Origin of the sequence: Streptomyces sp. ADMS, assembly GCF_033441795.1 — a bacterium.
Taxonomy (GTDB): Bacteria; Actinomycetota; Actinomycetes; order Streptomycetales; family Streptomycetaceae; genus Streptomyces.
The window spans coordinates 14,729-40,374 of the sequence record NZ_JAVFVX010000010.1 but is presented as its reverse complement, the minus strand read 5'-3'; the positions used below and the strand labels follow the sequence as shown (position 1 = coordinate 40,374).

Annotated in this window: 23 protein-coding genes; 17 read left to right on the top strand and 6 right to left on the bottom strand. The window is 70.3% G+C overall.

Annotation, left to right across the window (positions count from 1 at the left end; all coding sequences use genetic code 11):
• Positions 1–27: 27 nt before the first annotated feature.
• Both RB628_RS06805 and RB628_RS06800 read right to left on the bottom strand, forming a co-directional pair.
• Positions 28–246: a hypothetical protein gene (locus RB628_RS06805; RefSeq protein ID WP_318319378.1), complete on the bottom strand. Its 219-nt coding sequence runs from the start codon at positions 244–246 to the stop codon at positions 28–30.
• Positions 243–449 carry a hypothetical protein gene (locus tag RB628_RS06800; protein WP_318319377.1) on the bottom strand — a complete coding sequence of 69 codons (207 nt, stop codon included), beginning with the start codon at positions 447–449 and terminating at the stop codon, positions 243–245. The genes RB628_RS06805 and RB628_RS06800 overlap by 4 nt, the downstream gene beginning before the upstream one ends.
• Positions 450–754: 305 nt before the next feature.
• Here RB628_RS06800 and RB628_RS06795 point away from each other — a divergent pair, with 305 nt between their 5' ends.
• From RB628_RS06795 to RB628_RS06785, 3 genes are read left to right on the top strand one after another with little or no spacing between them, the layout of a single operon-like run.
• A complete protein-coding gene (locus tag RB628_RS06795) occupies positions 755–1,183 on the top strand; it encodes a helix-turn-helix transcriptional regulator (protein ID WP_318319376.1) in 429 nt (142 codons plus the stop codon).
• 13 nt (positions 1,184–1,196) lie between these two features.
• A complete protein-coding gene (locus tag RB628_RS06790) occupies positions 1,197–1,538 on the top strand; it encodes a hypothetical protein (RefSeq protein ID WP_318319375.1) in 342 nt (113 codons plus the stop codon).
• Complete coding sequence (locus RB628_RS06785) at positions 1,535–3,187, top strand: recombinase family protein (protein WP_318319374.1); 1,653 nt, start codon at positions 1,535–1,537, stop codon at positions 3,185–3,187. The genes RB628_RS06790 and RB628_RS06785 overlap by 4 nt, the downstream gene beginning before the upstream one ends.
• A 333-nt stretch (positions 3,188–3,520) precedes the next feature.
• On the opposite strand, the gene RB628_RS06780 is transcribed toward RB628_RS06785, so the two are convergent.
• Positions 3,521–5,956 (bottom strand): bifunctional SulP family inorganic anion transporter/carbonic anhydrase, encoded by a 2,436-nt coding sequence (locus tag RB628_RS06780; protein ID WP_318319373.1) that lies wholly within the window; start codon positions 5,954–5,956, stop codon positions 3,521–3,523.
• A 309-nt stretch (positions 5,957–6,265) separates the two neighbouring features.
• On the opposite strand from RB628_RS06780, the gene RB628_RS06775 reads away from it, so the two are divergent.
• Positions 6,266–7,543, top strand: a complete 1,278-nt coding sequence (locus tag RB628_RS06775) for a hypothetical protein (RefSeq protein ID WP_318319372.1) — start codon at positions 6,266–6,268, stop codon at positions 7,541–7,543.
• 117 nt (positions 7,544–7,660) lie between these two features.
• On the opposite strand, the gene RB628_RS06770 is transcribed toward RB628_RS06775, so the two are convergent.
• The gene (locus RB628_RS06770; RefSeq protein WP_318319371.1) at positions 7,661–8,644 is read right to left on the bottom strand and encodes an ATP-binding protein; all 984 of its coding nucleotides are present in this window, start codon (positions 8,642–8,644) and stop codon (positions 7,661–7,663) included.
• A 101-nt stretch (positions 8,645–8,745) separates the two neighbouring features.
• On the opposite strand from RB628_RS06770, the gene RB628_RS06765 reads away from it, so the two are divergent.
• Positions 8,746–9,570, top strand: a complete 825-nt coding sequence (locus RB628_RS06765; protein ID WP_318319370.1) for an oxidoreductase — start codon at positions 8,746–8,748, stop codon at positions 9,568–9,570.
• A 404-nt stretch (positions 9,571–9,974) separates the two neighbouring features.
• Here RB628_RS06765 and RB628_RS06760 read toward each other — a convergent pair whose 3' ends face one another.
• Positions 9,975–10,808: an HAD-IB family hydrolase gene (locus tag RB628_RS06760; protein WP_318319369.1), complete on the bottom strand. Its 834-nt coding sequence runs from the start codon at positions 10,806–10,808 to the stop codon at positions 9,975–9,977.
• 522 nt (positions 10,809–11,330) lie between these two features.
• On the opposite strand from RB628_RS06760, the gene ssd reads away from it, so the two are divergent.
• The 7 genes from ssd (at position 11,331) to RB628_RS06725 (ending at position 16,463) form a co-directional block, all read left to right on the top strand.
• Entirely contained in the window at positions 11,331–12,437 is a 1,107-nt protein-coding gene (gene ssd / locus RB628_RS06755) for a septum site-determining protein Ssd (protein WP_318319368.1), read from the top strand.
• Entirely contained in the window at positions 12,434–13,639 is a 1,206-nt protein-coding gene (locus tag RB628_RS06750; protein ID WP_318319367.1) for a TadA family conjugal transfer-associated ATPase, read from the top strand. The genes ssd and RB628_RS06750 overlap by 4 nt, the downstream gene beginning before the upstream one ends.
• Positions 13,636–14,505: a type II secretion system F family protein gene (locus RB628_RS06745; RefSeq protein ID WP_318319366.1), complete on the top strand. Its 870-nt coding sequence runs from the start codon at positions 13,636–13,638 to the stop codon at positions 14,503–14,505. The genes RB628_RS06750 and RB628_RS06745 overlap by 4 nt, the downstream gene beginning before the upstream one ends.
• 70 nt (positions 14,506–14,575) lie before the next feature.
• Positions 14,576–15,376 carry a type II secretion system F family protein gene (locus RB628_RS06740; RefSeq protein ID WP_318319365.1) on the top strand — a complete coding sequence of 267 codons (801 nt, stop codon included), beginning with the start codon at positions 14,576–14,578 and terminating at the stop codon, positions 15,374–15,376.
• An 88-nt stretch (positions 15,377–15,464) separates the two neighbouring features.
• Positions 15,465–15,683 carry a DUF4244 domain-containing protein gene (locus RB628_RS06735; protein WP_318319364.1) on the top strand — a complete coding sequence of 73 codons (219 nt, stop codon included), beginning with the start codon at positions 15,465–15,467 and terminating at the stop codon, positions 15,681–15,683.
• Positions 15,670–16,062, top strand: a complete 393-nt coding sequence (locus RB628_RS06730; RefSeq protein WP_318319363.1) for a TadE family type IV pilus minor pilin — start codon at positions 15,670–15,672, stop codon at positions 16,060–16,062. The genes RB628_RS06735 and RB628_RS06730 overlap by 14 nt, the downstream gene beginning before the upstream one ends.
• Positions 16,059–16,463, top strand: a complete 405-nt coding sequence (locus RB628_RS06725; protein ID WP_318319362.1) for an Rv3654c family TadE-like protein — start codon at positions 16,059–16,061, stop codon at positions 16,461–16,463. The genes RB628_RS06730 and RB628_RS06725 overlap by 4 nt, the downstream gene beginning before the upstream one ends.
• Before the next feature lie 21 nt (positions 16,464–16,484).
• On the opposite strand, the gene RB628_RS06720 is transcribed toward RB628_RS06725, so the two are convergent.
• A complete protein-coding gene (locus tag RB628_RS06720; RefSeq protein ID WP_318319361.1) occupies positions 16,485–18,959 on the bottom strand; it encodes a DEAD/DEAH box helicase in 2,475 nt (824 codons plus the stop codon).
• An 81-nt stretch (positions 18,960–19,040) separates the two neighbouring features.
• Between RB628_RS06720 and bldG the strand changes: the two genes are divergently transcribed.
• The 5 genes from bldG (at position 19,041) to RB628_RS06695 (ending at position 25,124) form a co-directional block, all read left to right on the top strand.
• Positions 19,041–19,382 (top strand): anti-sigma factor antagonist BldG, encoded by a 342-nt coding sequence (gene bldG / locus RB628_RS06715; RefSeq protein WP_005475923.1) that lies wholly within the window; start codon positions 19,041–19,043, stop codon positions 19,380–19,382.
• A gap of 126 nt (positions 19,383–19,508) precedes the next feature.
• The gene (locus RB628_RS06710; protein WP_318319360.1) at positions 19,509–19,943 is read left to right on the top strand and encodes an ATP-binding protein; all 435 of its coding nucleotides are present in this window, start codon (positions 19,509–19,511) and stop codon (positions 19,941–19,943) included.
• Between the two features lie 321 nt (positions 19,944–20,264).
• A complete protein-coding gene (locus tag RB628_RS06705; protein ID WP_318319359.1) occupies positions 20,265–22,670 on the top strand; it encodes a sodium-translocating pyrophosphatase in 2,406 nt (801 codons plus the stop codon).
• 240 nt (positions 22,671–22,910) lie between these two features.
• On the top strand, positions 22,911–23,507 hold the full coding sequence (locus RB628_RS06700; protein ID WP_318319358.1) for a small secreted protein: 597 nt from the start codon (positions 22,911–22,913) through the stop codon (positions 23,505–23,507).
• 93 nt (positions 23,508–23,600) lie between these two features.
• The gene (locus RB628_RS06695) at positions 23,601–25,124 is read left to right on the top strand and encodes a class I SAM-dependent methyltransferase (RefSeq protein WP_318319357.1); all 1,524 of its coding nucleotides are present in this window, start codon (positions 23,601–23,603) and stop codon (positions 25,122–25,124) included.
• Positions 25,125–25,646 lie beyond the last annotated feature (522 nt).

Below are 25,646 nucleotides of genomic sequence, written 5' to 3'. Positions count from 1 at the left end.
GTCGCATCCGGGCGGCCTTTTCCGTTGTCAGGCGGCGGCGCGGTGACTGCGGGTACGGGCGGCGCGGTCGGCGCAGATGCGCCGTTCCAGCTCGGCGAGGGACGGGCCCCCCGGCTGGTAGCAGGCACGCGCGGCGGCGGCTGGGCTCATGCGGTCCATGGCGTCGAGGCCGTGTCGCCAGACGCGGGCGGCGGCCGTGAAGGCAGCGGCACGGGCGCGGGCGGCGTCGAGGGTCGGCGCGCTCATGCGTCGGCCGGAAAGAGGGCGGCTGCGGTCACGCCGTAGGTGCGCTCGATGCTGGCGAGAGCGGGGCCGGCCGGGACGCTGCGCCCGCTCGTCCAACGGATCACCGTCGCGTACGGGGTGTTCAGCTTCCGGGCGATCGCGGCGCTGCTGTTGTCGCCCACGGATGCGGCGGCGGAGCGCAGGGGCTTGGGGTCAAAACGCATCGGGGATGTACCTCGTTCGATCACTCGTGAGCGCTTTTCGCTCACGAGTGGAACGTAGCATGTTTCACTCACGCGTGAAACAAATGAGGGGGAGGAGTGCGCGTGAGGCGCCAGGGAGGCGTGGGAGACCAGGGGAAACGCGTGCTATGGGTGCTACCGTTTGTGAATGAGCAGTGGAGAACCGCTCACGCGTTCGATAGTGTGCGGAGTCGGGTGTTCGAACCGGCCGACGGGGGCGACTCATCACATGCCGAAAAGTTGTGCACGGCGCACCATGAATCTCGCGTGCGCGATACATTGCGCCTATGAATCACGGCTCGCAACCGGAACCACCACTCGACACGCCCTTCGGCGACTGGCTCAGGTGGGCCCTTGTCCGCAACGGCTACGACCCCGAAGAACGCGGCGTACAGCGACGCTTCGCTGACGCATCAGGTATCCCTGTCGCCACCGTCTCGCGGCTCCTACGCGACAAGGGGCAACCCGACGTCGGCACGTGCTACGCGCTCGGCGTCACCCTCGGCATCCCCGTGATGCCGCTCCTTGTCCGGGCCGGCCACCTCCCACCCGAGGCACTTGAGAAAGAGCCTCAACCCACTGAGCGGCCCCGCACCCCAACAACCGAAGAGGAAGCGCTTACCGCGCTCGGCGTGATCGACGAAACCGACCGCGCCGCAGTCAAAAGCGTGATTAACGCGCTCACTGCCAAACACAGGCAGGAGGGCACCAGCTAGGAAAGGGTTGCAAGTGACCAGCCGCACCGATGCCTACCTCACCGCCGCCGCCGCCGTGTTAGTTCTCGTGATCGGACTCACCATCCTGATCACGGAAGTGCTCACGACGGCCGAGGTAGGGCCGGCCATCATCACCGGAACTATCACCACCACAACGGGCGCACTGGCGACCCTGGTCACTGGCTACCGCGCCGTACGGCACTACATCACCGAACACACCAACCGCGCCGCCGCCGCCCTCGTACGCAACATCGTTGCCCACGATGCGCGACTCGCGACCGAACCGCCGGGCGCGAAAGTCGTTCCGCTCGATGAAGCACAAGCGCGGCGCCTTAATCGGGAGTCCACTACGTGACGCAGACGCTCGACCGCCCGAAGGGCTTACGCACCAGCACCAAGCGTGAGCCCTTCGTGGGTTACATCCGAGTATCCACCTACTACGAGGAGAAGATCAGCCCCGAGATTCAGCGCTCATCCATCAGCGCATGGGCCGAGCGCAACAACGCCGAAATCATCGACTGGGTTGAAGACCTCGACGTGTCCGGCCGGAAGATGAAGCGCAAGATCAGTACCGCGATCAAGGACGTCGAGGACCGAGTCGCCCGCGGCATCGCCGTCTGGCGGTACTCACGGTTCGGCCGCTCACGTCACGCCAATGCGGTGTATCTGGCCAAACTCGAAGCCGTCGGCGGCCGGCTCGTCTCGGCCACTGAGGCAGCCGACACCCGAACTGCGTTCGGCCGACTGCAAATGGGCATGGCCTTCAAGTTCGCCGAGTACGAATCGGATCGGATCGGCGAGCAGTGGGCAGAGACCCGCGAGCACCGTCGCGCCGCCGGCCTGCCTGCCACGGGCGGGAAGCGGTGGGGGTACGTCTGGCATCGGCGCCAACTCGACGAAGACGCCGGCGTGATTCACCGAGAGTGGTACGAGCCCGACGATATCGGCCTGATCGTCACCAAGCTGTACGAGCGTGTTGCCGAGGGCGAGTCGATGGGGTCGGTTACGCAATGGCTCGGCCGCAACGGCTACCAGGGCACCCGCGGTAAGCCGTGGCTGCAATCCGGCCTTACCCGCTACATGGACAGTGGCTTTGCGGCCGGATGGATTCGGTACCACCCTGACGGTTGCGACTGTCCGCCCAAAGACCCGGACAGTAACCGCTCACGCGGCATGAACTGTCCGAACCGCATTTGGGTGCCAGGGGCCCATGAGTTGATCGTCCCGGAAGACGTGTGGGAGGCGTACAAGGAGAAGCGCGAGAAAGCACGCAACGCCCCCAGCGGGAACCGGAAGCCGGCCTACGTCACGTCTGGCATTACGCGCTGCGGACGCTGCGGCGGCACTGCATCAGCCGCCGGCGGCGCCACCTACGGCGCCGGAAAGGTACTGATCAAGAAACCGGGTTACCTGTTCCGGTGCTCGGCCATGAAAGACAACGGCACATGCGACGGGGTGTACATCCTCCGCAGCGTCGTCGAAAAGGCCGTGCGGACCAATTTGCGCAAATGGGCCGACAAGATCGAGGCCGAGGCGGCAAAGATCCCGCAGCAACGCGGCGACCAGGTCGCCAGCCCCCGTGAGCGGCTGAGCACCGCCCGCCAACGGCTGAATGACCGACTCGGGGAGATTCAGCGAGAGATTGACCGACAGACCAGCTTGGTCAGCCGCAACATCATCCCGGAGGACTCATACATCCGCGAGCGAGATCGACTCGGGAAGGAGCAGGAGGGAGTAACAGCCGAACTCGCGGAGCTTGACCAGCGCACCGAGCAGGACGAGGCCAAGCCGGTCGACTACCTGCCAGTTGTGCGCGGCCTGGTCGACCGGTGGGACATCACTCCCGTTGAAACGCGCCGGTCCATGCTGCGGACCGTATTGCGCGGCGTGTGGGCATACCCGAAGTCGACCGCGCCGGACGGGACGGAAAACCCCGCATACGCGGTGCCGGTAACCGTCTGGGAAGACGAGCCGAACCTAATCGGACTGCGCGCCAACGCGTAACCGCACGTCAGAGGCATGCAAGCAACGAGCGTCCGTCCCTCTCCACGTTGAGCAGGTTGGCCAGGCTTTCGTTGCTCACGACATCTCCCTTTCCCAGGGTGTCCGTTGTGTCCCAGGCCACAGCTCATCAGACCGGGGGGCCCGATGACAAGGGCCGACGGAACATTGGTTTAGACCTTTAGCTTTCAGGTCCGTCCCGCTCGGCGCACCTCTTCTTGAGGGGGACAACCAGGGTCACGTACGCGATGGTCGCCCGGTTCACCCGTCACGCGCACGCCGCCGCGCGGTCCCGCACATCCGGGACCGCGCGGCGCCATCGAACCCCTGCCCCCGTCAGGCGGACACCCCGGCCGCCCGCACATGATCGAACACCTCGTCCCCGCCCACCGCCCCGGTGAGCAGGTACGCCTGCGCCTCACCCACATGGAAATACATCCCATGCAGCTCAAGCTCGCCCTCCCGCAGCGCCCGCGCCACCGACTCGTGCGTCCGCAGGTGCTCCAACTGCTGGACCACGTTGGTCAGGCAGAGCTGCTCGACCGCGTCGGCGGGCGCCCGCCCGGCGAGCCGTGCCCAGGGCCGGTCCGTCGCGGTCATCCGCTCCAGGCTCGGCAGTCCGTGCCGCAGCCACCGTCTGAGCGGCGTCCGGGCCCTGCCGGGCTCCATGTTCAGCAGCGCCTGCATGGCCCCGCACCCGGAGTGCCCGCACACCGTGATGGACCGCACCTTGAGCACGTCCACCGCGTACTCGATCGCGGCCGCCACCGAGTCGTCCCCGCTCTCCTCGCCGGGCAGCGGCACCAGGTTGCCGACGTTCCGCACGACGAACAGATCGCCGGGACCGCTGGAGGTGATCATCGACGTGACCAGGCGCGAGTCGGCACAGGTCAGGAACAGCTGTGCGGGCCGCTGTCCTTCGCGCGCGAGCCTGGCCAGCTCACCGCGCACCAGCGGTGCCGTGTTCCGCTGGAACGCACTGATACCGCGCGCCAGTTGGTGCCCGCTCGGTTCGGCGGCTCCGGACGGGCCGGCCGGGTCGGACGAGCCGGGGGTACCGGTTGCACCGCTCGCCGGCTCCCCGAGCTGCTGTCCGGACTCCGGGCCCTCGCACTGGTGGTTGCGCCAGGGCGTCCAGGGTCGGCACCGGCAGCCGGGGGCGCTCGCGGGCGCGCCGATACGTGTCCCCGTCCGGCCGGTCACCTCGACGGTGCCGCCCTGTGCGGTGTGCGTGTTCTGCCAGTGCTGCAGCGATTCGTACGCCGCGTGGTCCATGAACGAGCCGTCCAGCTCCACGACGGCGTCGGCCCCTCGGGGCACGAGGTGCAGCGTCCGGCTGAGCCGGGGCACCGCGAGGAACGTCAACTGGCCTCGTACGTGGACGTAATGAACCCCCTCTCTCTCGTCGTGTCTCTCTTCGTAGGTGATCCGGGTGCGGGCGAGGCGGTGCAGGGCGACGGCGACGGCGACCGCGACGCCCAGCGTCACTCCTTCGAGGACGCCGAGGACGACGACGCCCAGAGTCGTCACCGCGTAGACCAGGACCTCGCGGTGGCGGGTCACCGTGCGAATGTGGTGCAGGGACACCATCTGGATGCCGACGGCCATCACCAGGGCGGCGAGTGAGGCGAGCGGGATCAGCTCCAGGAGCGGAACCATCAGTAGTGCGGCGACCACTACGAAAACGCCGTGCAGCATCGTGGAGTTCCGGCTCACGGCACCGGCGTGCACATTCGCCGAACTCCGCACGGCGACGCCCGCGACCGGCAGTCCGCCGAGCACCCCGGACACGACGTTGGCGGCGCCCTGGCCGAGCAGTTCGCGGTCCATATCGGCGCGGCCGACACGGGCCGCGCCACCCGGCTGCCCGGCCTTTCCGGCCAGCAGTTCGGGCCGGGAGGCCACCAGCTTGTCCACGGCGACCGCGCCGAGCAGGGACTGCACACTGCACACCAGCGTGGTGGTGAGGACGGCGGCGACAACGCCGAGCACGGGCCCGTCGGGCAGTCCGGCCAGCGCGTGGCTGCGCCAGGACGGCAGGTCGACCTTGGGCAGGCTCAGCCCGGCGAGCACGGCGGTGAGCGTGGCGCCGCTGACGGCGACGAGGGCGGCCGGCACCCTGCGCAGAACGCACCCTGACCGGCCGGGAAGGCGCGGCCAGACCAGCAGCAGCGTCAGTGTCAGCACGCTCATCGACATGGCGGCGGGGTGCAGGCCGGCCAGTTGTGCGGGCAGTGCGCGGAGGTTGTCGAGGACCGAGCTCTCCGGCGTACCCCCGAGGACGATGTGCAGCTGGGCCACCGCGATGGTCACGCCGATTCCGGCGAGCATGCCGTGGACGACGGCGGGGCTGACGGCGAGTGCGGTGCGGGCCACCCGCAGGCAGCCGAGACCCAGTTGGACCAGTCCGGCGAGGACGGTGATGGCGCAGGTCGTGCGCCATCCGTACCGCTGGATGAGTTCGGCGGTGACGACGGTGAGCCCGGCGGCGGGGCCGCTCACCTGGAGCGGGGACCCGCCGAGCCGTCCGGCGACGAGCCCGCCGACGGCGGCGGCGACCAGGCCGGCCTGGAGGGGCGCGCCGGTGGCGAGGGCGATGCCCAGGGACAGGGGCAGGGCGATCAGGAAGACCGCGATCGAGGCCGACACATCGGCGCCCGCGACGCGGAAGCGGCGGGGCGGTCTCGGTGGCAGGGGCGGTGGGGTGGGGGGCTGGTGCATGCGCTTCGTCCGAGTCGGGTCGGGGGCGCGAGTGGGGACGCAGGCAGACATGTTTCCCGTCTCCTCCGGGGCAGCGCGGTCGCGGAACAGGTGGTCCCCCGTCGATGGCGGGGGGTCGGGTCGCGGCCGTGGGTCACGGCGTGCAAGCGGCGGGATATTTCAACGCTCGGTAAATGGATCGTAATGCACAGTAAAGGACGTGTATGTATTTTCAAGGCAAATGGGTTAATAGGTCACTCGGGGGAGTGGTGTGAACTTTTGATCGGCTTGTCGTACTAGTTCCTTCTTCGTTCCGTGCGACCTTGACGCCGCCGCGCCCGAAAGCGTCGGCCCGAACGAAGGAAGAAGAGGTGGGCGGACATGGCCGTCACCAAGAGGATCGCCGCGGGCCTCGTGGCCGTCGCGGCCTTTGCCGCGCCACTCGCCGGCTGCGGGACGGGAGCCACCGGCTCCTCCGGCGCGCAGGAGGGCGCGCCCGGAGCGAAGAAGGCGGCGCCGGCCCCGGCGCCCAGGAGCCCGGTCCGGCTGATCGGCGACGGGTCCACCGCGTACACGGGAGCCCAGCCCTACCAGCCCCGGCCCGAGCGTCTCAAGCCCGGCCAGAAGCCGCCGCAGTTCGTCGTCTTCTCCTGGGACGGCGCGGGCGAGGACAGCCAGCGCCTGTTCTCCCACTTCCGCAACGTGGCCAAGGCCAACAGGGCGACGATGACGTACTTCCTGAGCGGTGTGTACCTGCTCCCGGAGCACAAGCGCGACCTGTACCGGCCTCCGCAGCACTCGCCGGGCCGCTCCGACATCGGCTTCAACGACGAGCAGGGCATCGCCGACACCGTGAAGCAGCTGCGGCTCGCCTGGCTGGAGGGCAGCGAGATCGGCACCCACTTCAACGGTCACTTCTGCGGCAGCGGGGGCGGTGTCGGCGAGTGGTCGGTGGAGGACTGGAAGGACGAGATCGCCCAGGCGAAACAATTCGTGAAGTCCTGGAAGACCACCACGGGCATGAAGAAGGCGGCCCCGCTGCCCTTCGATTACGAGAAGGAGCTCGTCGGCGCCCGCACGCCCTGCTTGGAAGGGCAGAAGAACTTCATGAGCGCGGCCCGCGAACTGGGCTTCCGCTACGACACGAGCGGCGTCAACGACCAGCTCTGGCCCGCGAAGAAGCAGGGACTGTGGGACCTCTCCCTGCAACTCGTCCCGGTCCCCGGCCGCAGCTTCGAGACGCTGACCATGGACTACAACTTCTACATGAACCAGTCCGGGGCGCGTACGGGTGCCGCGAACCGGCACGAGTACTGGGGCGACCAGTTCCGCGACGGCCTCCTCAAGGGCTTCGAGCGGGCCCACGACGGCAACCGCGCGCCCCTGATCATCGGCAACCACTTCGAGTCCTGGAACGGCGGCGTCTACATGCGCGCCGTTGAGGAGGTCATCGAACGCGTCTGTACGAAGGCCGACGTGCGCTGTGTCTCCTTCCGGCAGCTCGCCGACTGGCTGGACGCGCAGGATCCGCAGACCCTGGACAAGTTGCGCACGCTCAAGGTTGGCGAAGCGCCGGAGCAAGGGTGGGCGACGTTCCTGGCGGGGCGGCCGGCCCCGGCCCCCAAGGGGGTGCCCGGGGCACCACCGGTCAAGCGGTAGCGGTCTGTCGGGGGCGGATTGCCGCGTGAGGACCGGTGGGGGCTTGTCGCGCCCACGCGGCGGAGCCGCAGATCGATACAGCCCCGCTCATCTGAAGGGGCGCGAGGCGCACCCGGATCAAACGGTGGTTGCCGTCAATTTCTCGGCCAGTACGAAGCCGGGGTCGACCTGTGCCGCCAGGTCCACCCCGGTGCGGGCGTTGGCCCAGGAGTGGGCGTTCTTCAGGTGGAAGTGGACCATCTGGTGCGTGTAGCGCTCCCAGTCGCGCAACTCGTACGTGGCGTCGACGGCTGTCCGCAACCGGTGCAGGGAACGCTGGTTGGCGTCCTCCAGAAGCTCGTACCGGGTCGGCCGACCCTTTTCCATGGAGCGCACCCAGTCCGAGTGGCCGACCGTTTCCAGAAGGTCGTCCCCGGCTTCGGCGCGGAGGAAGTCGAGATCGTCCTGACCCTGCACCTTGTTGCCGACGACCTTCAGGGCGACCCCGAAGTCCTGGGCGTACTCCTTGTACTGGCGATAGACGGAGACTCCCCTCCGGGTCGGTTCGGCGACGAGGAACGTGATGTCGAAGCGGGTGAACAGGCCGGATGCGAAGGAGTCCGAGCCTGCGGTCATGTCGACGACGACATACTCGCCCGCACCGTCGACGAGGTGGTTCAGGCACAGCTCCACCGCGCCCGTCTTGGAGTGGTAGCAGGCCACTCCGAGATCGGCTTCGGCGAACGGGCCGGTGACCATCAAACGGACGGCGCCGCCGTCGAGTTCCACCGGCCGAGCGCAGGCGTCGTACACCGGATTGGTCTCCTGGACCCGCAGCAGCCGTGAACCCTCACCGGGCGGGGTCGTCTTGATCATCGCGTCGGCGCAGGCGATGCGCGGATTCGTGCCGCGCAGGTACTCCTTGATCAGTTCCATCCGCTCGCCCATCGCGGGCATCGCGGCGGCCTCGGCGTCATGGAGACCGAGAGCGGTGCCCAGGTGCTGGTTGATGTCGGCATCGATGGCGAGGACCGGCGCCCCGGAGGCCACAAGGTGGCGGACGAACAGGGAGGACAGCGTGGTCTTGCCGCTGCCGCCCTTTCCGACGAAAGCAATTTTCATGTTCACTAACGGTAGTGGAGTGACCGCCAAGCGTGTCCAGGGGGCGTGAAGAAGTCCACTCCTTCGTGGGTTGGCTCCCCGGAGTGCGTAGGGTCGTACTCATGAGTACGACAGGCGCGACAGCAGATCCTCTCGCGGCCCTGGGATCGCTGCCCGGGGTGGCCGACTCCGTGGAGTCCGTGCGCAAGGCGGTGGACCGGGTCTACGGGCATCGCATCATGCGGCGGCGCGGCAACGAGATCACCGGCGAGGCGGCACTGCGCGGTGCGCGCGGTTCCGCGGCCCTCTCCGGCGCCGACTGGGCCCTCGAAGAGGTGCGCCGGCGCACCGACTTCAGCGGTGACGACGAGGCCCGGGTCGTCGGCGCGTCCCTCCGGCTGACCGCGGAGGCGGGGCAACTCCTGTCCATCTGGCGCCAGTCGCCGCTGCGGGTGCTGGCCCGGCTGCATCTGGTGGCCGCCGCGGGCACGGGCGACGAGGTGGGGCGCCCGCGCCAGGACGGTGAGCCGGTCGACGAGCCGTTTGTCGAACTTCCGCTGCCGGGCGCGGCCGAGGTGTCCGGACGGCTGGAGGGACTCGCGGAGCTGATCATCGTGGGAGGCTCGGCCCCCGCCCTGGTCACGGCTGCCGTCGTGCATGGAGAACTCCTCGCGCTGCGCCCCTTCGGCTCGCACAACGGCCTCGTCGCGCGCGCGGCCGAGCGAATCGTCCTGATCGGCAGCGGCCTCGACCCGAAGTCCGTGTGCCCGGCCGAGGTCGGCCATGCCGAGCCGGGCCGCGCGGTCTATCTGGCAGCGCTCGACGGCTATGCCTCAGGCACCCCGGAGGGCATGGCGGCGTGGATCGCCCACTGCGGCCGGGCGGTCGAACTCGGTGCGCGCGAATCGACGGCCGTGTGCGAGGCGCTGCAGCGCGGGGCGGCGTAGGAAATGACGGCACGAGGGAAGCGAAAAGGCCCTCCGCGGAGGGCCTTCAAAGGGTTGCGGCGGTACGAGGATTCGTACCGCCGCTGGCATGTTCACCCGGTTACCAAGCGTCCTCGATATATTGCCCATCAGGTCGGGAACTTGGCCCGTCACCTGGTGCGGCTGGCCCGTAATCGACGGGTCGACGTCGCGTGGGTGCCCAGTGTTCATGCTCGGTCCGTGGGCCAATTGCGTTGTTAAGGTGATCCTTTCGGATGTCCTTGGTCTCGCGGGCCGTTGAGTCCTTTCTACTCCTGGACCGGAGCAAGCGGAAGTCCTGGCTGCACTTCTTTACTTTTATCCTCAAACAGCAATGAATCGGGCGCCGGTGTGCCGAACGGCCCCGACGGGACGGGAGGGGCGGATCAGGCGACCGTCGGGCGGCGCCTGCTGGCGTACCAGACCAGACCTGCCGTGGCGGCCGCCGCACCTATCGCGGCAGCGGCGACCAGGGCCGGACGCGCCGGTACGGAGAGCGCGGGCAGACGCTGCTTCAGCCGGACCGGGCGGTGGAAGTCCAGAATCGTCCACCCGCGGGCGACCGCTTCCCGGCGCAGAGCGCGGTCCGGGTTCACGGCGTGCGGATGGCCGACGGACGCCAGCATGGGGACGTCGGTGGCGCTGTCGCTGTAGGCGTAGCAGCGCGCAAGGTCGTACCCCTCGGACTCGGCCAGCGCCTTGATCGCCTCGGCCTTGATGGGCCCGTACGCGTAGTACTCCACCTCGCCCGTGAAACAGCCGTCGTCGCCGACGACCATGCGCGTGGCCACCACGCGGTCCGCGCCGAGGAGTTCGCCGATCGGCTCGACGACCTCCGCACCCGACGTGGACACGATCACCACGTCACGGCCGGCGATGTGGTGCTCCTCGATGAGGGAGGCCGCCTCGTCGTAGATGATCGGGTCGATCAGGTCGTGCAGCGTCTCGGCGACGATCTCCTTGACCAGTTGGACGTTCCAGCCGCGGCACAGCGCGGACAGGTACTCGCGCATGCGCTCCATCTGGTCATGGTCAGCGCCGCCCGCCAGGAAGACGAACTGGGCATATGCGGTACGCAAGACGGCCCTGCGGTTGATCAGACCGCCTTGGTAGAACGACTTGCTGAACGTGAGCGTGCTCGACTTCGCAATGACCGTCTTGTCCAGGTCGAAGAAGGCGGCCGCGCGGGGCAGGGAGTGGTTTTCCACGAGCCTGAGCATAGGCGCCCACCATTCGGCGTAAGGTGTGGCGGGTGGGTTTGCCTGAGAAGGCTCTCGGGTACACCATGGAAGTCACGGATCGTTCGCGACCGTGCTAACCCGGTCCGGCTCCTCCCCCCCCCGAGTCGAACCGTGGGGACGACCCCCGCTCTCCCCCCCGGCGGGGGTCGTCGCATGTCCGGGTGGGTTTTCTTTCTCCCTGCGCGCACTCTTGGCGGCTGTCGTGCCGTACGAGGCGGCTCTGGCCGCCTCTTTCGCATGCCCACGATCCGTCACTGTACGTAGTCGATGCGCTGCTCTGGGGAAAGTTGTGCACCGGCCACCTGTTTGGGTGACGGCGATATCCACAACCACCGAGTTGTCCACAGATTTCGATCAAGATCCACACGATTTCCGGGTTCGCTGCACCGTGATTCCCACGCGTCCCGCTCGTGGCGAGTTCATGGCCGGTTCCGTTTGTCGGGCGCGTTCGGCCGGTTTCTGCCGGCCGTTCATAAGCAGCAGCGAAGGGGGCCGGAAACCATGGCAGGAGCCATCACTCACGACAACGATCAGCCCGCGGCCGAGGGACGGCAGAGCGGACCGCTGATCGTCACCGAGGACGCCGAGCTGTTGGACGATCTGCTGCGCCTGTGCGCGGCGGCCGGTGCCACACCCGAAGTGCATCACGGGGTGCCCGAGCGAGGCGGTGGCTGGGAGGCCGCGCCGCTCGTCCTGGTCGGCGACGACGCCGTACGAAGGGTGCGCGGGGCAGCGCGCCGACGGGGAGTGGTGCTCGTCGGGCGGGACCAGGACGACTCCGGGGTCTGGCGACGGGCCGTCGAGATCGGCGCCGATCACGTCCTGATGCTGCCCGACGGAGAACAGTGGCTCGTCGACCGGATCGCGGACGTCGCCGAGGGCGTCGGAAGGCCCGCGCTCACCGTCGGCGTCATCGGCGGGCGGGGCGGGGCCGGAGCGTCCACGCTGGCCTGCGCACTCGCCGTCACCTCCGCGCGCGAGGGACTGCGCACCCTGCTCGTGGACGCGGATCCGCTGGGCGGCGGACTCGACGTACTCCTCGGTGGCGAGACGGCCGACGGACTGCGCTGGCCCGCCTTCGCCGCCTCGCGAGGCCGGGTCGGCGGCGGCGCCCTGGAGGAGTCGCTGCCGAAACTGCACTCCCTGAGGGTGCTGAGCTGGGACCGCGGAGACTGCGTGGCCATCCCGCCCCAGGCCGTGCGGGCGGTGCTCGCCGCGGCCAGACGGCGCGGCGGCGCGGTCGTCGTCGACCTCCCACGGCGTGTCGACGAAGGCGTCGCCGAGGTTCTCGCCCAGCTGGACGTCGGCATCCTGGTGGTCCCTGGTGAACTGCGCGCCGTCGCGGCCGCCGGCCGGGTGGCGTCTGCCGTCGGCATGGTCCTGCGTGACCTGCGCGTGGCGGTTCGGGGGCCGTACACACCGGGACTGGACGACCACGAGGTGGCCCGGCTGCTCGACCTGCCCCTGGCGGGCGAGGTCCCCGTCGAATCGGCGCTGGCGCGCCCGCACGAGGGCAAGGCACCGCCGGGAGCCGCCGCACGCGGACCGCTGGCCCGGTTCTGCACGGTGTTCTGGGAGCGGGCGCTGGCCGAGGCGGGCGGGGTATGAGCGGCGGACGCTGGGACGCGGGGCCGGGGGCGCCCGCCGGGCTGCTGGACGGCGTACGGCAGTGGCTGGCCGAGAGCGGGGCGGAGGCGACACCCGCGCGCGTGGCGCAGGCCCTGCGGGAGCAGGGGCGGGTGCTCGGGGACGCCGAAGTGCTGGGCGCCGCGGAGCGATTGAGGTCCGAGCTGGTCGGCACCGGCCCGCTGGAGCCACTGCTCGCCGATCCGTCGGTCACCGACGTCCTGGTGGCGGCCCCGGACCGGGTGTGGGTGGACCGGGGCGGCGGCCTGGAACTGACCGCAGTCTCCTTTCCGGACGCCGGCGCCGTACGACGGCTCGCGCAGCGCCTCGCCGCGGTGGCCGGACGGCGCCTCGACGACGCCCGGCCGTGGGTCGACGCCAGGCTGCCCGACGGGACCCGTCTGCACGCGGTACTGCCCCCGGTGGCCGTCGGCTGCACCTGCCTGTCGCTTCGCGTGGTACGGCCACGCGCGTTCACCCTGGACGAGCTGATGGTCGCGGGGACGGTTCCGGCGGGCGGCGACCGGGTGCTGCGGGCGCTGCTGGACGCCCGGTTGTCCTTCCTGATCAGCGGTGGCACGGGGTGCGGCAAGACCACGCTTCTGAGCGCGTTGCTGGGGCTGGTCGGCCCGGGTGAGCGGATCGTGCTCGCCGAGGACTCGGCGGAGCTGCGGCCCGACCATCCGCATGTCGTACGCCTGGAGACCAGACCCGCCAACCAGGAGGGCGCCGGCCTGGTCACGCTCCAGGACCTGGTGCGGCAGGCGCTGCGGATGCGGCCGGACCGGTTGGCGGTCGGGGAGGTCCGAGGCGCCGAGGTCGTGCACCTGCTCGCCGCGCTGAACACGGGTCACAGCGGCTGCGGGACGGTCCACGCGAACGCGGCGGCGGACGTACCGGCGCGGCTGGAGGCGCTGGGTACGGCCGCGGGGCTCGACCGGGCCGCGCTGCACAGCCAGTTGGCGGCCGCGCTGTCGGTGGTCCTGCATCTCGTCCGCGACCGGGCCGGGCGGCGCCGGATCGCGGAGGTGCATGTGCTGGAACGGGACCCGTCGGGGCTGGTGGTGACGGTGCCGGCGCTGCGGTGGGGCGAGGAGGCGTTCGCGTACGAGCGGGGGTGGGAGCGGCTGCGGAAGCTGCTCCGCGCCGGCGGTGACAAGGACCAGGGGAGTGAGGGCCCATGACGGGGACGGGAGAACTGGCGATGGGTGCGGTCGGGGTGTGTGTCGGGGCGGTCTGCTGGCTGCTGGGCGGGCGGTACCCGGGGGCGCGGAGGGCGGAGTTGCTGCTTGCCGGGGGCGGGGCCGTGGGGACCGGGCCGTCTCCGTGGGAACGCGCTGCCGGTGAACTGCGTCGGCTGAGGGGGCGGTTGCGGGCCGAGTGGTGGTCGGCGGCCGTCGGGCTGGTGGTGGCGCTGCTGGGTGCCTCCGTGGTGCCGGCGCTGGTGGGCGCGGCCGGGGTGCCGCTGCTGCGCCGGGTGCGGCGGGCCGGTGAGGTGCGGCGGGCGCGGGAGCGGCGGGGCGACGAGGTGATCGCGCTGTGCGGGACGCTCGCCGGTGAGGTGCGCGCCGGGTGGCAGCCGGGGGAGGCGCTGCTGCGGGCGGCCCGCGACTCCGGCGGGCTCGGTGAGGCCCAGGCGTCGGTGCTGGCGGCCGCGCGGTTCGGCGGGGATGTCCCCGGGGCGCTCGCCGGGGCGGCGCGACAACCGGGCGCGGAGGGGCTGCTGGGCCTCGCGGCGTGCTGGCGGGTGGCTGTGGACCAGGGCGCGGGACTGGCGGCCGGACTGGACCGCCTTGAAGGGGCCCTGCGCGCCGAGCGGGACCAATGCGCCGACCTGCGCGCTCAGTTGTCGGGTGCCCGGTCCACGGCGGTGATGCTCGCGGGCCTGCCGGTGCTGGGCCTGTTCCTGGGCACGGCACTGGGCGCCGACCCCCTGCGCGTGCTGCTGCACACCGGCGCCGGACTGGGCTGCCTGCTGGTGGGCGGGTTGCTGGAGGGCGTGGGCCTGTGGTGGGCGCTGCGGATCGTGCGGGGAGCGGAGGCGGCATGAGGGACGGAGGAGAGAGCCACGAGAGCCGTCCAGGTGCGGCTGCCGACCGTGGCCGGAGAGGGGCGTCGGTATGAGCGCGGAGGTTTTCCACAGGCTGGGGGTGGTGCTGGGGGTCGCGCTGGCCCTGGGCTGGCTGCTGCGGTGGATCGAGACGGTGCGGAGTGAACGGAGGGTGCGCCGGAGGCTGGCCCGGCTGCTCGCGCTGCAACTGGAGCGGGAACACGCCTCGGTGGGACGGCGGTTCGGGGCGCGGGGTGCCGTTCGGCGGTGGCTGCCCGTGGTGGGTGTGGTGAGCGCCGGGTGGGTGCTGGTCGGCGGCGGGGCCGGAGCCGCGGTGGGGCTGGTCGCCGGTTTCGGTCTGTGGCGGTGGCGACTGCGGCGGGCGGCCGTCGACGCGGCGGCGGAGGAGGTCGACGTGGCCGAGGCGGCCCGGCAACTCCCGCTCGCCGCGGATCTGCTGGCTGCCTGTATCGCCGCCGGCGCCGGTCCGGTGATCGCGGCCCAGGCGGTGGGCGAGGCGCTGGCGGGACCGGTCGGGGAGCGGCTGGCGCGGGGAGCTGCGGAGGTCCGGCTCGGCGGCGAACCGGCCGAGGCCTGGCGGAGGCTGGCGTCGATACCGGGAGCCGGTCCCCTGGCGACGCTGCTGGAGCGGGCCGACGAGTCGGGAGTACCCGCGGCCGGGCCCGTCGCGCGCCTCGCCGCCGACACCCGCGCCGACTGGGGGCGTTCGGCGACGGAACGGGCCCGGCGGGCGGCCGTCATGGTCACCGCGCCGGTGGGGCTGTGCTTCCTCCCCGCATTCATTGCCGTCGGTGTACTGCCTGTGGTGATGGGGCTGGCGGACGGGCTGCTGGGCGGGGGTGGCGGATGACGCGAGCGGTGTGAGTGCACGAGGGGGACGTCAACGGAAGTTCAACCACAGCAAGCCATCAACAGAGTTGAAAATCAAAGGAGTTGAGATGTTCGTAGTGGTGCGGGAGCGGATGTGGGCCCTGGCGCGTAGGACGCGTGCGGTCCTGGTGGCGCGGCGGGATGCCGGAATGGTCACGTCAGAATATGCCGTTGGCATCATCGCCGCGGTGGCCTTCGCGGCGGTGCTCTACAAGGTGGTGACGAGCGGCCAGGTCAGCTCGGAATTGCAGGCCATCGTGAAGAAGGCCCTCGATGCCAAGATGTGAACGCCAGGGCCGGGAACGGGATGTGGGGCGGTGGCGGGACCGGGGGTTCGTGACCGCCGAGGCAGCCGTGGTGCTGCCCGCGCTGGTGCTGTTCTCGATGGCGCTGGTCTGGGCGCTGCTCGTCGCCGCCGCGCAGATCCAGTGCGTGGACGCGGCCCGGGCCGGTGCCCGGGCCGCCGCCCGGCAGGACCCGCCCGGCGCGGTCGCCGAGGTGGCCCGCGGCGCCGCCCCGCGCGGAGCGGAGGTCACCGTCACCAGAGAGGGCGACCTCGTGCGCGTGGAGGTGGTGGCGCAGCCGCCGGGCCTCGGTGGGTTCACCGTCGATGTCGCGCACGAGGCGGTGGCGTTGGCCGAGGAGACGGTGGGGGTGGGCACATGAGACGCCCGGGACGCGGGCGGCTCGCCAGGGCCGTCTCCGCGCGCCCGATCCACTCCGACCGTGGCTCCGCGACCGTCTGGAGCGTGGGTGCCATCGCCGTCCTGTGCGTGGTGTTCGGCGTGGTGCTCACTATGGGGCAGGCGGCTGTGGCCCGGCACCGGGCTGCCGCCGGTGCGGACATGGCCGCGCTCGCGGCGGCGGACCACTGGACGGAGGGCGCCTCGGCGGCCTGTGCACGGGCGGAGCGGGTGGCGGCGGCCCAGGGCACCCGGCTTGTCCGGTGCGCGCTGGTGGGCGGGACATCGGACCTGACGGTGATATCGGGACAGGGCCTGTTCGCGGCGGAGGTCAGGTCGAGGGCGGGGCCGCCGGGACACCCGGGCGTCCTTGGGCCAGCCTGAGGAAACCCGTACGGGCAAACCCTAACCCTGCTCGTCCGGGGCCTTCTCCTCCGGCGCTCCCTTCAGCAGAACCGTCAGCAACCGCACCGCCCCCCGTTTGTGCAAGGGCTCGTTGCCGTTGCCGCACTTGGGGGACTGGATGCAGGACGGGCAGCCGGCGTCGCACTCGCAGGAGGCGATGGCCTGGCGGGTGGCCGTCAGCCAGGAGCGGGCGGTGTGGAAGGCGCGCTCCGCGAATCCCGCGCCGCCCGGGTGGCCGTCGTACACGAAGACCGTGGGGAGGAGGGTGTCCGGGTGGAGCGGGACGGAGACGCCGCCGATGTCCCAGCGGTCGCAGGTCGCGAAGAGGGGCAGCATGCCGATCGACGCGTGTTCGGCGGCGTGCAGGGTGCCGCCGAGGATCTCGGGGTTGATGCGGGCAGCGTCGAGCTGGCCCTCGGTGACCGTCCACCACACGGCACGGGTGCGCAGTGTCCGCGGAGGGAGATCGAGTTTTGTCTCGCCCAGGACCTCACCGGTGATGACACGTCGGCGCAGGAAGGAGACCACCTGGTTGGTGACCTCGACGGAGCCGTAGCAGAGGCGTCCGTCGCCCCACGGGATCTCGACGTCGGTCTCCAGGACCGCGATGGACGTCGTGTCGCGGGCGACCGTCGAATACGGCGGGTTCGCCTCCTCGACCAGGGCGACCGAGTCCGCCAGGTCGAGGGAGCGGACGAGATACGTGCGGCCCTGGTGGAGGTGGACCGCGCCCTCGTGCACGCTCGTGTGCGCGGCGCCCGCGTCGACCGTGCCGAGCAGCCGTCCCGTGCCCTCCTCGACGATCTGGACCGGGGTGCCGCCACCTCCCCGGATGTCAGCCAGGTCGGCGGCCCGTTCACGGCGGGTCCAGTGCCAGGCCCGTGTGCGCCGGCGGAGCAGCTTCGCGGCCTCCAACTGCGGAAGCAGAGCCGCGGTCTCGGGGCCGAACAGCTCCAAGTCCTCCTCGACCAGTGGGGATTCGGCCGCGGCGGCGCACAAGTGGGGGGCCAGCACGTACGGGTTGTCCGGGTCGAGGACCGTCGACTCGACCGGCTGGTCGAACAGGGCCTCCGGATGGTGGACGAGGAACGTGTCCAGCGGGTCGTCGCGGGCGACCAGGATCGCCAGCGCACCCTGCCCGGCACGTCCGGCGCGGCCCGCCTGCTGCCACAGGGAGGCGCGGGTGCCCGGGTATCCGCAGATGATGACGGCGTCCAACCCCGAGACGTCGATACCGAGTTCGAGTGCGGTGGTGGCGGCGAGACCGAGCAGCTCACCGGAGTGGAGGGCCTGTTCGAGGGCGCGGCGCTCCTCGGGGAGATAACCGCCGCGGTATGCGGCCACGCGCCGGGCCAGCGAGCGGTCGACCTCGGCCAGCCGTTCCTGGGCGATCACCGAGATCAGCTCGGCGCCGCGCCGGGAGCGTACGAAGGCCACCGAGCGCACGCCCTGGACGGTGAGGTCGGTCAGCAGGTCGGCGGTCTCGGCGGTTGCCGTACGGCGGACGGGCGCGCCCTTCTCGCCGTGCAGCTCGGTGAGCGGGGGTTCCCAGAGGGCGAACACCAGTTCACCGCGCGGTGACGCGTCGTCGGCGACCTCGACCACCGGAAGGCCCGTCAGACGGCGGGCGGCGACGGACGGTTCGGCGGCCGTGGCGGAGGCGAGCAGGAAGACGGGGGAGGCACCGTAGCGGGCGCACAGGCGGCGCAGCCGGCGCAGGACCTGGGCGACGTGGGAGCCGAAGACACCGCGGTAGGTGTGGCACTCGTCGATGACGACGTACTTCAGCGCCTTCAGGAAGGAGGACCAGCGGGGGTGGGACGGGAGTATCCCCTGGTGCAGCATGTCCGGGTTGGTGAGGACGTAGTTCGCGTACTGGCGGACCCACTCACGTTCCTCGACGGGGGTGTCGCCGTCGTACACGGCTGGTCGTACCGCGTTTCCCAAAGGTTGTGAAAGTTCCTTCACGGAACGCCGCTGGTCGGCCGCGAGGGCTTTGGTGGGCGCGAGGTACAGGGCGGTGGCCCCGCGGCCGTTGGGGGCCTCGGAGCCGTCCAGGAGGCGGGAGAGCACCGGGACGAGGTACGCGAGGGACTTGCCCGAGGCGGTGCCTGTGGCGACGATCACGCTGTCGCCGTCCAGGGCGTGCTCGGCGGCCTGTGCCTGGTGGGCCCAGGGATGTTCGATTCCGGCGGCCTGGACGGCCGCGATGACCTCGGGCCGAATCCGGTCGGGCCAGACGGCATGGCGGCCCGCACGCGGGGGCAAGTGCTCCGTATGAGTGATGCGCGAAGCCCGGCTCGGCCCCGAGGCGAGCCGGTCCAGGATCGTGCCCGGATCGGGCCGTGGGGCGGCGAAAGCCGAGGGTCGTTCGGATCGGTGATTCTTGGCCATCGGCATCGAGTGTGTCACCGGCGTGACGGACAATGGGCCCAAGGCGTCGTGCACGCCCTGCGGTAAGTGATTGAATGCCATCGCGGCTGGCGAACCGTCCTGGGGACTCTGCCGAGGTGTCCCTCGGGATGACCGCTCGATTAGCAAGGTGCTGGAGGATCCGTGGACCTGTCCCTGTCGACCCGTACCGTCGGCGATCGTACGGTCGTCGAGGTCGGTGGCGAAATCGACGTTTATACCGCGCCCAAGCTGCGTGAGCAGCTGGTCGAGCTGGTCAACGACGGGAGTTTCCACCTCGTCGTCGACATGGAGGGTGTCGACTTCCTCGACTCCACCGGGCTCGGCGTGCTGGTCGGCGGCCTGAAGCGCGTGCGTGCCCACGAGGGCTCGCTGCGCCTGGTCTGCAACCAGGAGCGCATTCTGAAGATCTTCCGCATCACCGGTCTCACCAAGGTGTTCCCGATCCACACCTCGGTCGACGAAGCGGTGGCGGCCACCGACTGACGGCCGTTTACCGGATGCACACGTGGTCACTCGTATGTGTGCTCGTGACGGAAGAAGTTAACGAGGAGGGTCCGGGTCTCGGCGACCCGGCCCTCTGACCGCCCGCCCGTATTCCGAGGGGGATGCATGGCCACCGTTGAACTCCGCTTCAGCGCGCTGCCCGAGCACGTCAGGACCGCCCGACTGGTGGCGGCAGCGGTGGCGCGCAGGGCCGGAGTGGACGAGGCCGTACTCGACGAGGTGCGACTCGCCGTCGGCGAGGCCTGTTCCCGTGCCGTCGGACTGCACCAGAGCGGCGGCATCTCGGAACCGGTGTGGGTGACGCTGACCGAGGAGGAGAAGCTCTTCTCCATCGAGGTCGGCGACGAAGCGCCCCGATCGGCTCCCGGCGGCAACGCTCCGGGTGCCGGCGGCGACGCGGACGTCGATGCCGAGGAGGACGAGATGGGCCTCGCGGTCATCAGTGGCCTCGTCGACGACGTCGAGGTCACCGCGGGGGAGAACGGCGGATCGATCCGCATGAGCTGGCCAACCACGCCGCCGGTCACGCTCCTCCCCTGAGGTCCCCTGTCACTCTTTGCCCGAAGGGCCCTACTCGGTAGGGCCCTTCGGCATGTCCGGGCGCAGGCGGCCGGCCTTACGGTGATCGTGCACGGCGTTTCGTGAATTGCTTCACGATCAATGGAGCGGTAATTTGATCAAGCATCAATGCCTTTGAAACGTTACCGTTTTTGGAGTTCCGCACCTCCGTCGATGATTTTCGATCATTCACGGAAGGGCATGTGAAGGCCAATTCCGTTTGCCGCGTACTGTTTTGATCAGCTTCCGGTACCTACAATCCCGTCCACATCTTGAGCTCAGCCCAAGCGTCAAGGAGGACGAATGGCGGGGCCTTCTACCCCTCATCGGTTCGACCAACCCACAACCATCGCAGCCGCGGTACTGACCGACGACAACCGGATGATCGTGATGGTCATCGGCGTCGTCGCCCTGGCGGCGCTCGTGGTCGCCGGGGTGCTGGTGCGCCAGGTGCTCGCGGCGGGCGAGGGCACCGACAGCATGAAGGAGATCGCGACGGCGATCCAGGAAGGCGCGAACGCCTATCTGGCACGCCAGTTGCGCACGCTCGGCGTATTCGCCGTGATCGTCTTCTTCCTGCTGATGCTGCTGCCCGCGGACGACTGGAATCAGCGCGCCGGACGGTCGGTGTTCTTCTTGATCGGCGCCGCGTTCTCGGCGGCCACCGGCTATATCGGCATGTGGCTCGCCGTGCGCAGCAATGTGCGCGTCGCGGCCGCGGCGCGGGAAGCGACACCGGCAGAAGGCCAGCCGGAAAAGGATCTCACCGACGTCTCCCACAAAGCGATGAAGATCGCTTTCCGTACAGGTGGCGTCGTCGGCATGTTCACGGTGGGCCTCGGTCTGCTCGGCGCCTCCTGCGTGGTGCTGGTGTACGCGGCCGACGCGCCGAAGGTGCTCGAAGGCTTCGGCCTCGGCGCCGCCCTCATCGCCATGTTCATGCGTGTCGGCGGCGGCATCTTCACCAAGGCCGCCGATGTCGGCGCCGACCTGGTCGGCAAGGTCGAGCAGGGCATCCCGGAGGACGATCCGCGCAACGCCGCGACCATCGCCGACAACGTGGGCGACAACGTCGGCGACTGCGCGGGCATGGCGGCCGACCTGTTCGAGTCGTACGCCGTGACGCTCGTCGCCGCGCTGATCCTGGGCAAGGCCGCCTTCGGCGACGCCGGGCTCGCCTTCCCGCTCCTGGTGCCCGCGATCGGCGTGCTCACGGCGATGATCGGCATCTTCGCGGTGGCGCCGAGGCGTTCCGACCGCAGCGGCATGAGCGCGATCAACCGCGGCTTCTTCATCTCCGCGGGGATCTCGCTCGTACTCGTCGCGATCGCCGTCTTCGTCTACCTGCCGTCGTCGTACGCCGATCTCGACGGCGTCACCGACGCCGCGATCTCCGAGAAGGGCGGCGATCCGCGGATCCTCGCGCTTCTCGCGGTGGCCATCGGCATCGCTCTGGCGGCCCTGATTCAGCAACTGACCGGCTACTTCACCGAGACCACCCGCCGACCCGTACAGGACATCGGCAAGAGCTCGCTCACCGGCGCGGCCACCGTAGTCCTCGCCGGTATCTCCATCGGGCTCGAATCGGCCGTCTACACCGCCCTGCTGATCGGCCTCGGCGTGTACGGGGCGTTCCTGCTGGGCGGTACGTCCATCATGCTGGCGCTGTTCGCGGTGGCACTGGCCGGCACCGGCCTGCTCACCACGGTCGGAGTGATCGTGGCGATGGACACCTTCGGGCCGGTCTCCGACAACGCGCAGGGCATCGCCGAGATGTCCGGCGACGTCGAGGGCGCGGGCGCACAGGTGCTCACCGACCTGGACGCCGTCGGCAACACCACCAAGGCCATCACCAAGGGCATCGCCATCGCCACCGCGGTCCTGGCCGCGGCGGCGCTCTTCGGGTCGTACCGCGACGCGATCACGACCGCTGCGCGCGAGGTGGGCGAGAAGGTCGGCGAGGGCGGACCGATGAACCTGGTGATGGACATCTCGCAGCCCAACAACCTGGTCGGTCTGATCGCCGGCGCGGCGGTCGTCTTCCTGTTCTCCGGGCTGGCGATCAACGCGGTCTCGCGGTCGGCGGGTGCCGTCGTCTACGAGGTGCGGCGGCAGTTCCGCGAGCACCCCGGGATCATGAACTACACCGAGAAACCCGAGTACGGGCGCGTCGTCGACATCTGCACGAAGGACGCGCTCAGGGAACTCGCCACGCCCGGGCTGCTGGCCGTCCTGGCGCCCATCGCCATCGGGTTCACGCTCGGCGTCGGCGCGCTCGGCGCGTTTCTCGCGGGCGCGATCGGAACCGGCACTCTCATGGCGGTGTTCCTCGCCAACTCCGGTGGCGCGTGGGACAACGCGAAGAAACTGGTGGAGGACGGCCACTACGGCGGCAAGGGCAGCGAGGCGCACGCGGCGACGGTCATCGGAGACACGGTGGGCGACCCGTTCAAGGACACCGCGGGCCCGGCCATCAACCCGCTGCTGAAGGTGATGAACCTGGTCGCCCTTCTCATCGCGCCCGCGATCGTCAAGTTCAGCTACGGCGACGACGAGAACCTCGCACTGCGCATCGTCATCGCGGTCCTGTCGATCGCGGTGATCGTAGGCGCGGTGTACGTGTCCAAGCGGCGCGGGGTCGCGGGGGACGACGAGAGGGAGGATGCGGAGCGGATGGCCAAGTCGGCTGATCCCGCGGTGGTTTCGTAGCCGGAGCGCGGTCCGCGGACCACGGGTTGGTGCCGGGGATGTCCTCCTGCTGGTCAGGAGCCGGCCAACGAGCGGGCGGGCGGCGCGTTCTGACGCGTCGTCCGCCCGCTCGGCGTGGGTCGCCCGCCCGTTTCCGTGAGCCTTCTCTCTCTTGGTGCAAATGGCTGCAATAACACATCAAGCGGATGTCCGTCACGCCGATGTCGCCCAGTTGGCGTGTATGTTCCGGGGCCGAGAGCCATGGAAGGGACCAATCCGGTGAACAAGAAGCTCGCGGTCGCACTGTCCGGCGGTGCGGTACTGGTACTGGCGCTGTCGGGATGCAGCAGCGACGACGGCAACGAGAAGCTGGATGCCTGGGCGAAGCAGGTGTGCGACGCGGTGAAACCGCAGGCGCGGAAGATCGAGGCAGCCAATGCCGCGATCCAGAAGGAGACCTCCGACAACAGCACGCCGGAGGCCGTCCAAAAGACCGACGCACAGGCATTCCAGGACATGGCGGACGCCTACAAGGCGATCGGTACGGCCGTGAACACCGCGGGCGCGCCGAACGTCGACGACGGCGAGACGAAGAAGACGAACGCAGTCAAGGAACTCAACGACATCTCGGCCTCCTACGCGGGCCTGAAGAAGCAGGTGGACGATCTCGACATCAAGAACCAGGCGAAGTTCGCCGACGGTCTCAAGGGTGTCGCCACCCAGCTGGACAAGCTCAGCCAGAGCGGGAACGACGCCCTGAAGGCCCTGGAGGAGGGCGACGTCGGCAAGGCGATGGCCAAGCAGGAGAGCTGCAAGTCGTCGTCCGCGTCCCCCGCGGCCTCCTCGGCGGCCAGCTGACCGTCCGGGAGTTGTCCACAGGCGTACGGGGTGTCCGCGCGCGTCTGTCCACAGGCGGGCGCGGCGGAGCGGCAGGGCGGACACAATGGGGGCGTGAGTAACGCCAGCCTGCACGACCTGCCGTCCGCCGACCGCCCCGACATCGCCACGCGCCTCAGAGACGCCCTGCTGGCCGCAGACTTCACCGCCGACGGGCTGCTCGACCTGCTCGGCGCGCCCGCGTACGCCGCGTTGGCGCGCAGCGAGACCGTGCCCGCGCTCCGGGCCACCCGGGGTGACACGCCGCTGGAACTGCTCGTAAGGCTGTTCCTGTTGCAGCAGCCCGTGCTCCATGCGCGCGTGGTGGGCGTGCTGCCCGTCGACGACTGTGTGGCGAGCGGCTGGCTGGTCTCTGACAGAGACGGCCAGGTGACCGCCGCCGTCGACGTACGGCCGTACGGGGGGCCGGGCGGCGAGGACTGGTTCATCGTGTCCGACCTGGGGTGCGCGGTCGGTGGCGCGGGTGGCATCGGCAGTCCTGACGAGGGCGTCGTACTCGGTGTGGGCGGAGCCTCCACGACCCTCGCCGGCATCACCGTTCGTATGCCGGTCGCCTCCGCGCTGGACCTCGGCACCGGCTCCGGGATCCAGGCACTGCACGCCGCCCAGCACGCCACGCGCGTGACGGCTACCGACCTCAACCCCCGCGCCCTGCACATCACCGCGCTGACGCTCGCCCTGTCCGGCGCCCCGGCGGCCGATCTGCGCGAGGGTTCCCTCTTCGAGCCGGTCCGGGAGGACGAGACGTACGACCTGATCGTCTCCAACCCGCCGTTCGTGATCTCCCCGGGTGCGCGGCTCACGTACCGGGACGGCGGGATGGGCGGGGACGATCTGTGCCGCACGCTCGTTCAGGAGGCGGGGGAGCGGCTGCGCGAGGGCGGGTTCGCACAGTTCCTCGCCAACTGGCAGCACGTGGAAGGGGAGGACTGGCAGGACAGACTGAGGTCCTGGGTGCCGCGCGGGTGCGATGCGTGGATCGTGCAGCGCGAGGTGCAGGACGTCACGCAGTACGCCGAGCTGTGGCTGCGCGACGCCGGTGACCACCGCTCCGACCCGGCGGAGTACCGGGCGCGGTACTCCGCGTGGCTGGACGAGTTCGAGGCGCGCAAGGTGAGGTCGGTCGGGTTCGGCTGGATCACGCTGCGGAAGACCGGTGCGGCGGAGCCTTCGGTCACCGTGGAGGAGTGGCCGCATCCTGTCGAACAGCCGCTCGGGGACACGGTTCGGGCGCACTTCGAGCGCGTGGACTATCTGCGCGCGCACGACGACGCGGCCCTTCTCGCCGCGCACTTCAGACTGGCGGGCGAGGTGGTGCAGGAGCAGGTCGGGCTGCCCGGCGCCGAGGATCCGGAGCACGTGGTGCTGCGCCAGCACCGCGGGATGCGCCGGGCCACCAAGGTGGACACGGTCGGCGCGGGCTTCGCAGGTGTGTGCGACGGCACGCTGAGCGCGGGGCGGATTCTGGACGCCATCGCCCAACTGGTCGGCGAGGACCCGGTGTCGTTGCGGGACCGCACGCCCGCACAGATCCGGCTGCTGGTGGAGCAGGGGTTCCTGGAGCCGTCGGGTGGGTGAGCGTGTTCCGGGGCGGGCTCTCGTGGGGCGCCGCAGTGCCGGTTCCGCTGGTGCGGGGCTGTCGTCTACGCCGTGACGCCCATGGCGGAGGGAGGTGCCGCGGCCGATACGGGTACGGCAGGTCGCGTAGCCGTTCGCCGTACAGGGGACGGAGGTACAGGGGTGGCGCGCGAGGCGCGGGGAAGCGTCCGGGTGGCGCGGGCGGTGCGGGCCGACCGTTCGCGGCGCCAGGGCCGTCGTGCCGAGTGCGTAGCCGGCGAGGTCTCAGCGGCATATTCACGCCGAGTTGGCGCGGCCGGGCGGTGGTGGTCCCCGCGTACCGGCTGTGAGATTCCCGGGCGCCGGCCGCGACGGACCGTGGTCGGCCGGACCTTTCGCGCGGGTGCCCCGAGGCCGCGCTCGACAGGTCTCACGGGGGTCGCCCGGCCACGTCCCCTCAGCGTTCACCTCGGGTTCGCGCGGACGCTTCCCGGCCGTGCCAGCCTCCCGGGGCCGGGGGCTCCCGGGCGGGAGGAGAGGGGC

What these genes read in the sequence shown, in the direction of transcription:
- RB628_RS06735 (WP_318319364.1), top strand. Translation starts at nt 15,465, where the DNA reads ATGTTCGTAGTGGTGCGGGAGCGGATGTGGGCCCTGGCGCGTAGGACG.
- RB628_RS06765 (WP_318319370.1), top strand. Translation starts at nt 8,746, where the DNA reads ATGAGTACGACAGGCGCGACAGCAGATCCTCTCGCGGCCCTGGGATCG.
- RB628_RS06800 (WP_318319377.1), bottom strand. Translation starts at nt 449, where the DNA reads ATGCGTTTTGACCCCAAGCCCCTGCGCTCCGCCGCCGCATCCGTGGGC.
- RB628_RS06720 (WP_318319361.1), bottom strand. Translation starts at nt 18,959, where the DNA reads ATGGCATTCAATCACTTACCGCAGGGCGTGCACGACGCCTTGGGCCCA.
- RB628_RS06740 (WP_318319365.1), top strand. Translation starts at nt 14,576, where the DNA reads ATGAGCGCGGAGGTTTTCCACAGGCTGGGGGTGGTGCTGGGGGTCGCG.
- RB628_RS06730 (WP_318319363.1), top strand. Translation starts at nt 15,670, where the DNA reads ATGCCAAGATGTGAACGCCAGGGCCGGGAACGGGATGTGGGGCGGTGG.
- RB628_RS06705 (WP_318319359.1), top strand. Translation starts at nt 20,265, where the DNA reads ATGGCGGGGCCTTCTACCCCTCATCGGTTCGACCAACCCACAACCATC.
- RB628_RS06725 (WP_318319362.1), top strand. Translation starts at nt 16,059, where the DNA reads ATGAGACGCCCGGGACGCGGGCGGCTCGCCAGGGCCGTCTCCGCGCGC.
- RB628_RS06780 (WP_318319373.1), bottom strand. Translation starts at nt 5,956, where the DNA reads ATGTCTGCCTGCGTCCCCACTCGCGCCCCCGACCCGACTCGGACGAAG.
- RB628_RS06805 (WP_318319378.1), bottom strand. Translation starts at nt 246, where the DNA reads ATGAGCGCGCCGACCCTCGACGCCGCCCGCGCCCGTGCCGCTGCCTTC.
- RB628_RS06775 (WP_318319372.1), top strand. Translation starts at nt 6,266, where the DNA reads ATGGCCGTCACCAAGAGGATCGCCGCGGGCCTCGTGGCCGTCGCGGCC.
- RB628_RS06795 (WP_318319376.1), top strand. Translation starts at nt 755, where the DNA reads ATGAATCACGGCTCGCAACCGGAACCACCACTCGACACGCCCTTCGGC.
- RB628_RS06700 (WP_318319358.1), top strand. Translation starts at nt 22,911, where the DNA reads ATGGAAGGGACCAATCCGGTGAACAAGAAGCTCGCGGTCGCACTGTCC.
- RB628_RS06750 (WP_318319367.1), top strand. Translation starts at nt 12,434, where the DNA reads ATGAGCGGCGGACGCTGGGACGCGGGGCCGGGGGCGCCCGCCGGGCTG.
- RB628_RS06770 (WP_318319371.1), bottom strand. Translation starts at nt 8,644, where the DNA reads ATGAAAATTGCTTTCGTCGGAAAGGGCGGCAGCGGCAAGACCACGCTG.
- ssd (WP_318319368.1), top strand. Translation starts at nt 11,331, where the DNA reads ATGGCAGGAGCCATCACTCACGACAACGATCAGCCCGCGGCCGAGGGA.
- RB628_RS06760 (WP_318319369.1), bottom strand. Translation starts at nt 10,808, where the DNA reads ATGCTCAGGCTCGTGGAAAACCACTCCCTGCCCCGCGCGGCCGCCTTC.
- RB628_RS06745 (WP_318319366.1), top strand. Translation starts at nt 13,636, where the DNA reads ATGACGGGGACGGGAGAACTGGCGATGGGTGCGGTCGGGGTGTGTGTC.
- RB628_RS06710 (WP_318319360.1), top strand. Translation starts at nt 19,509, where the DNA reads ATGGCCACCGTTGAACTCCGCTTCAGCGCGCTGCCCGAGCACGTCAGG.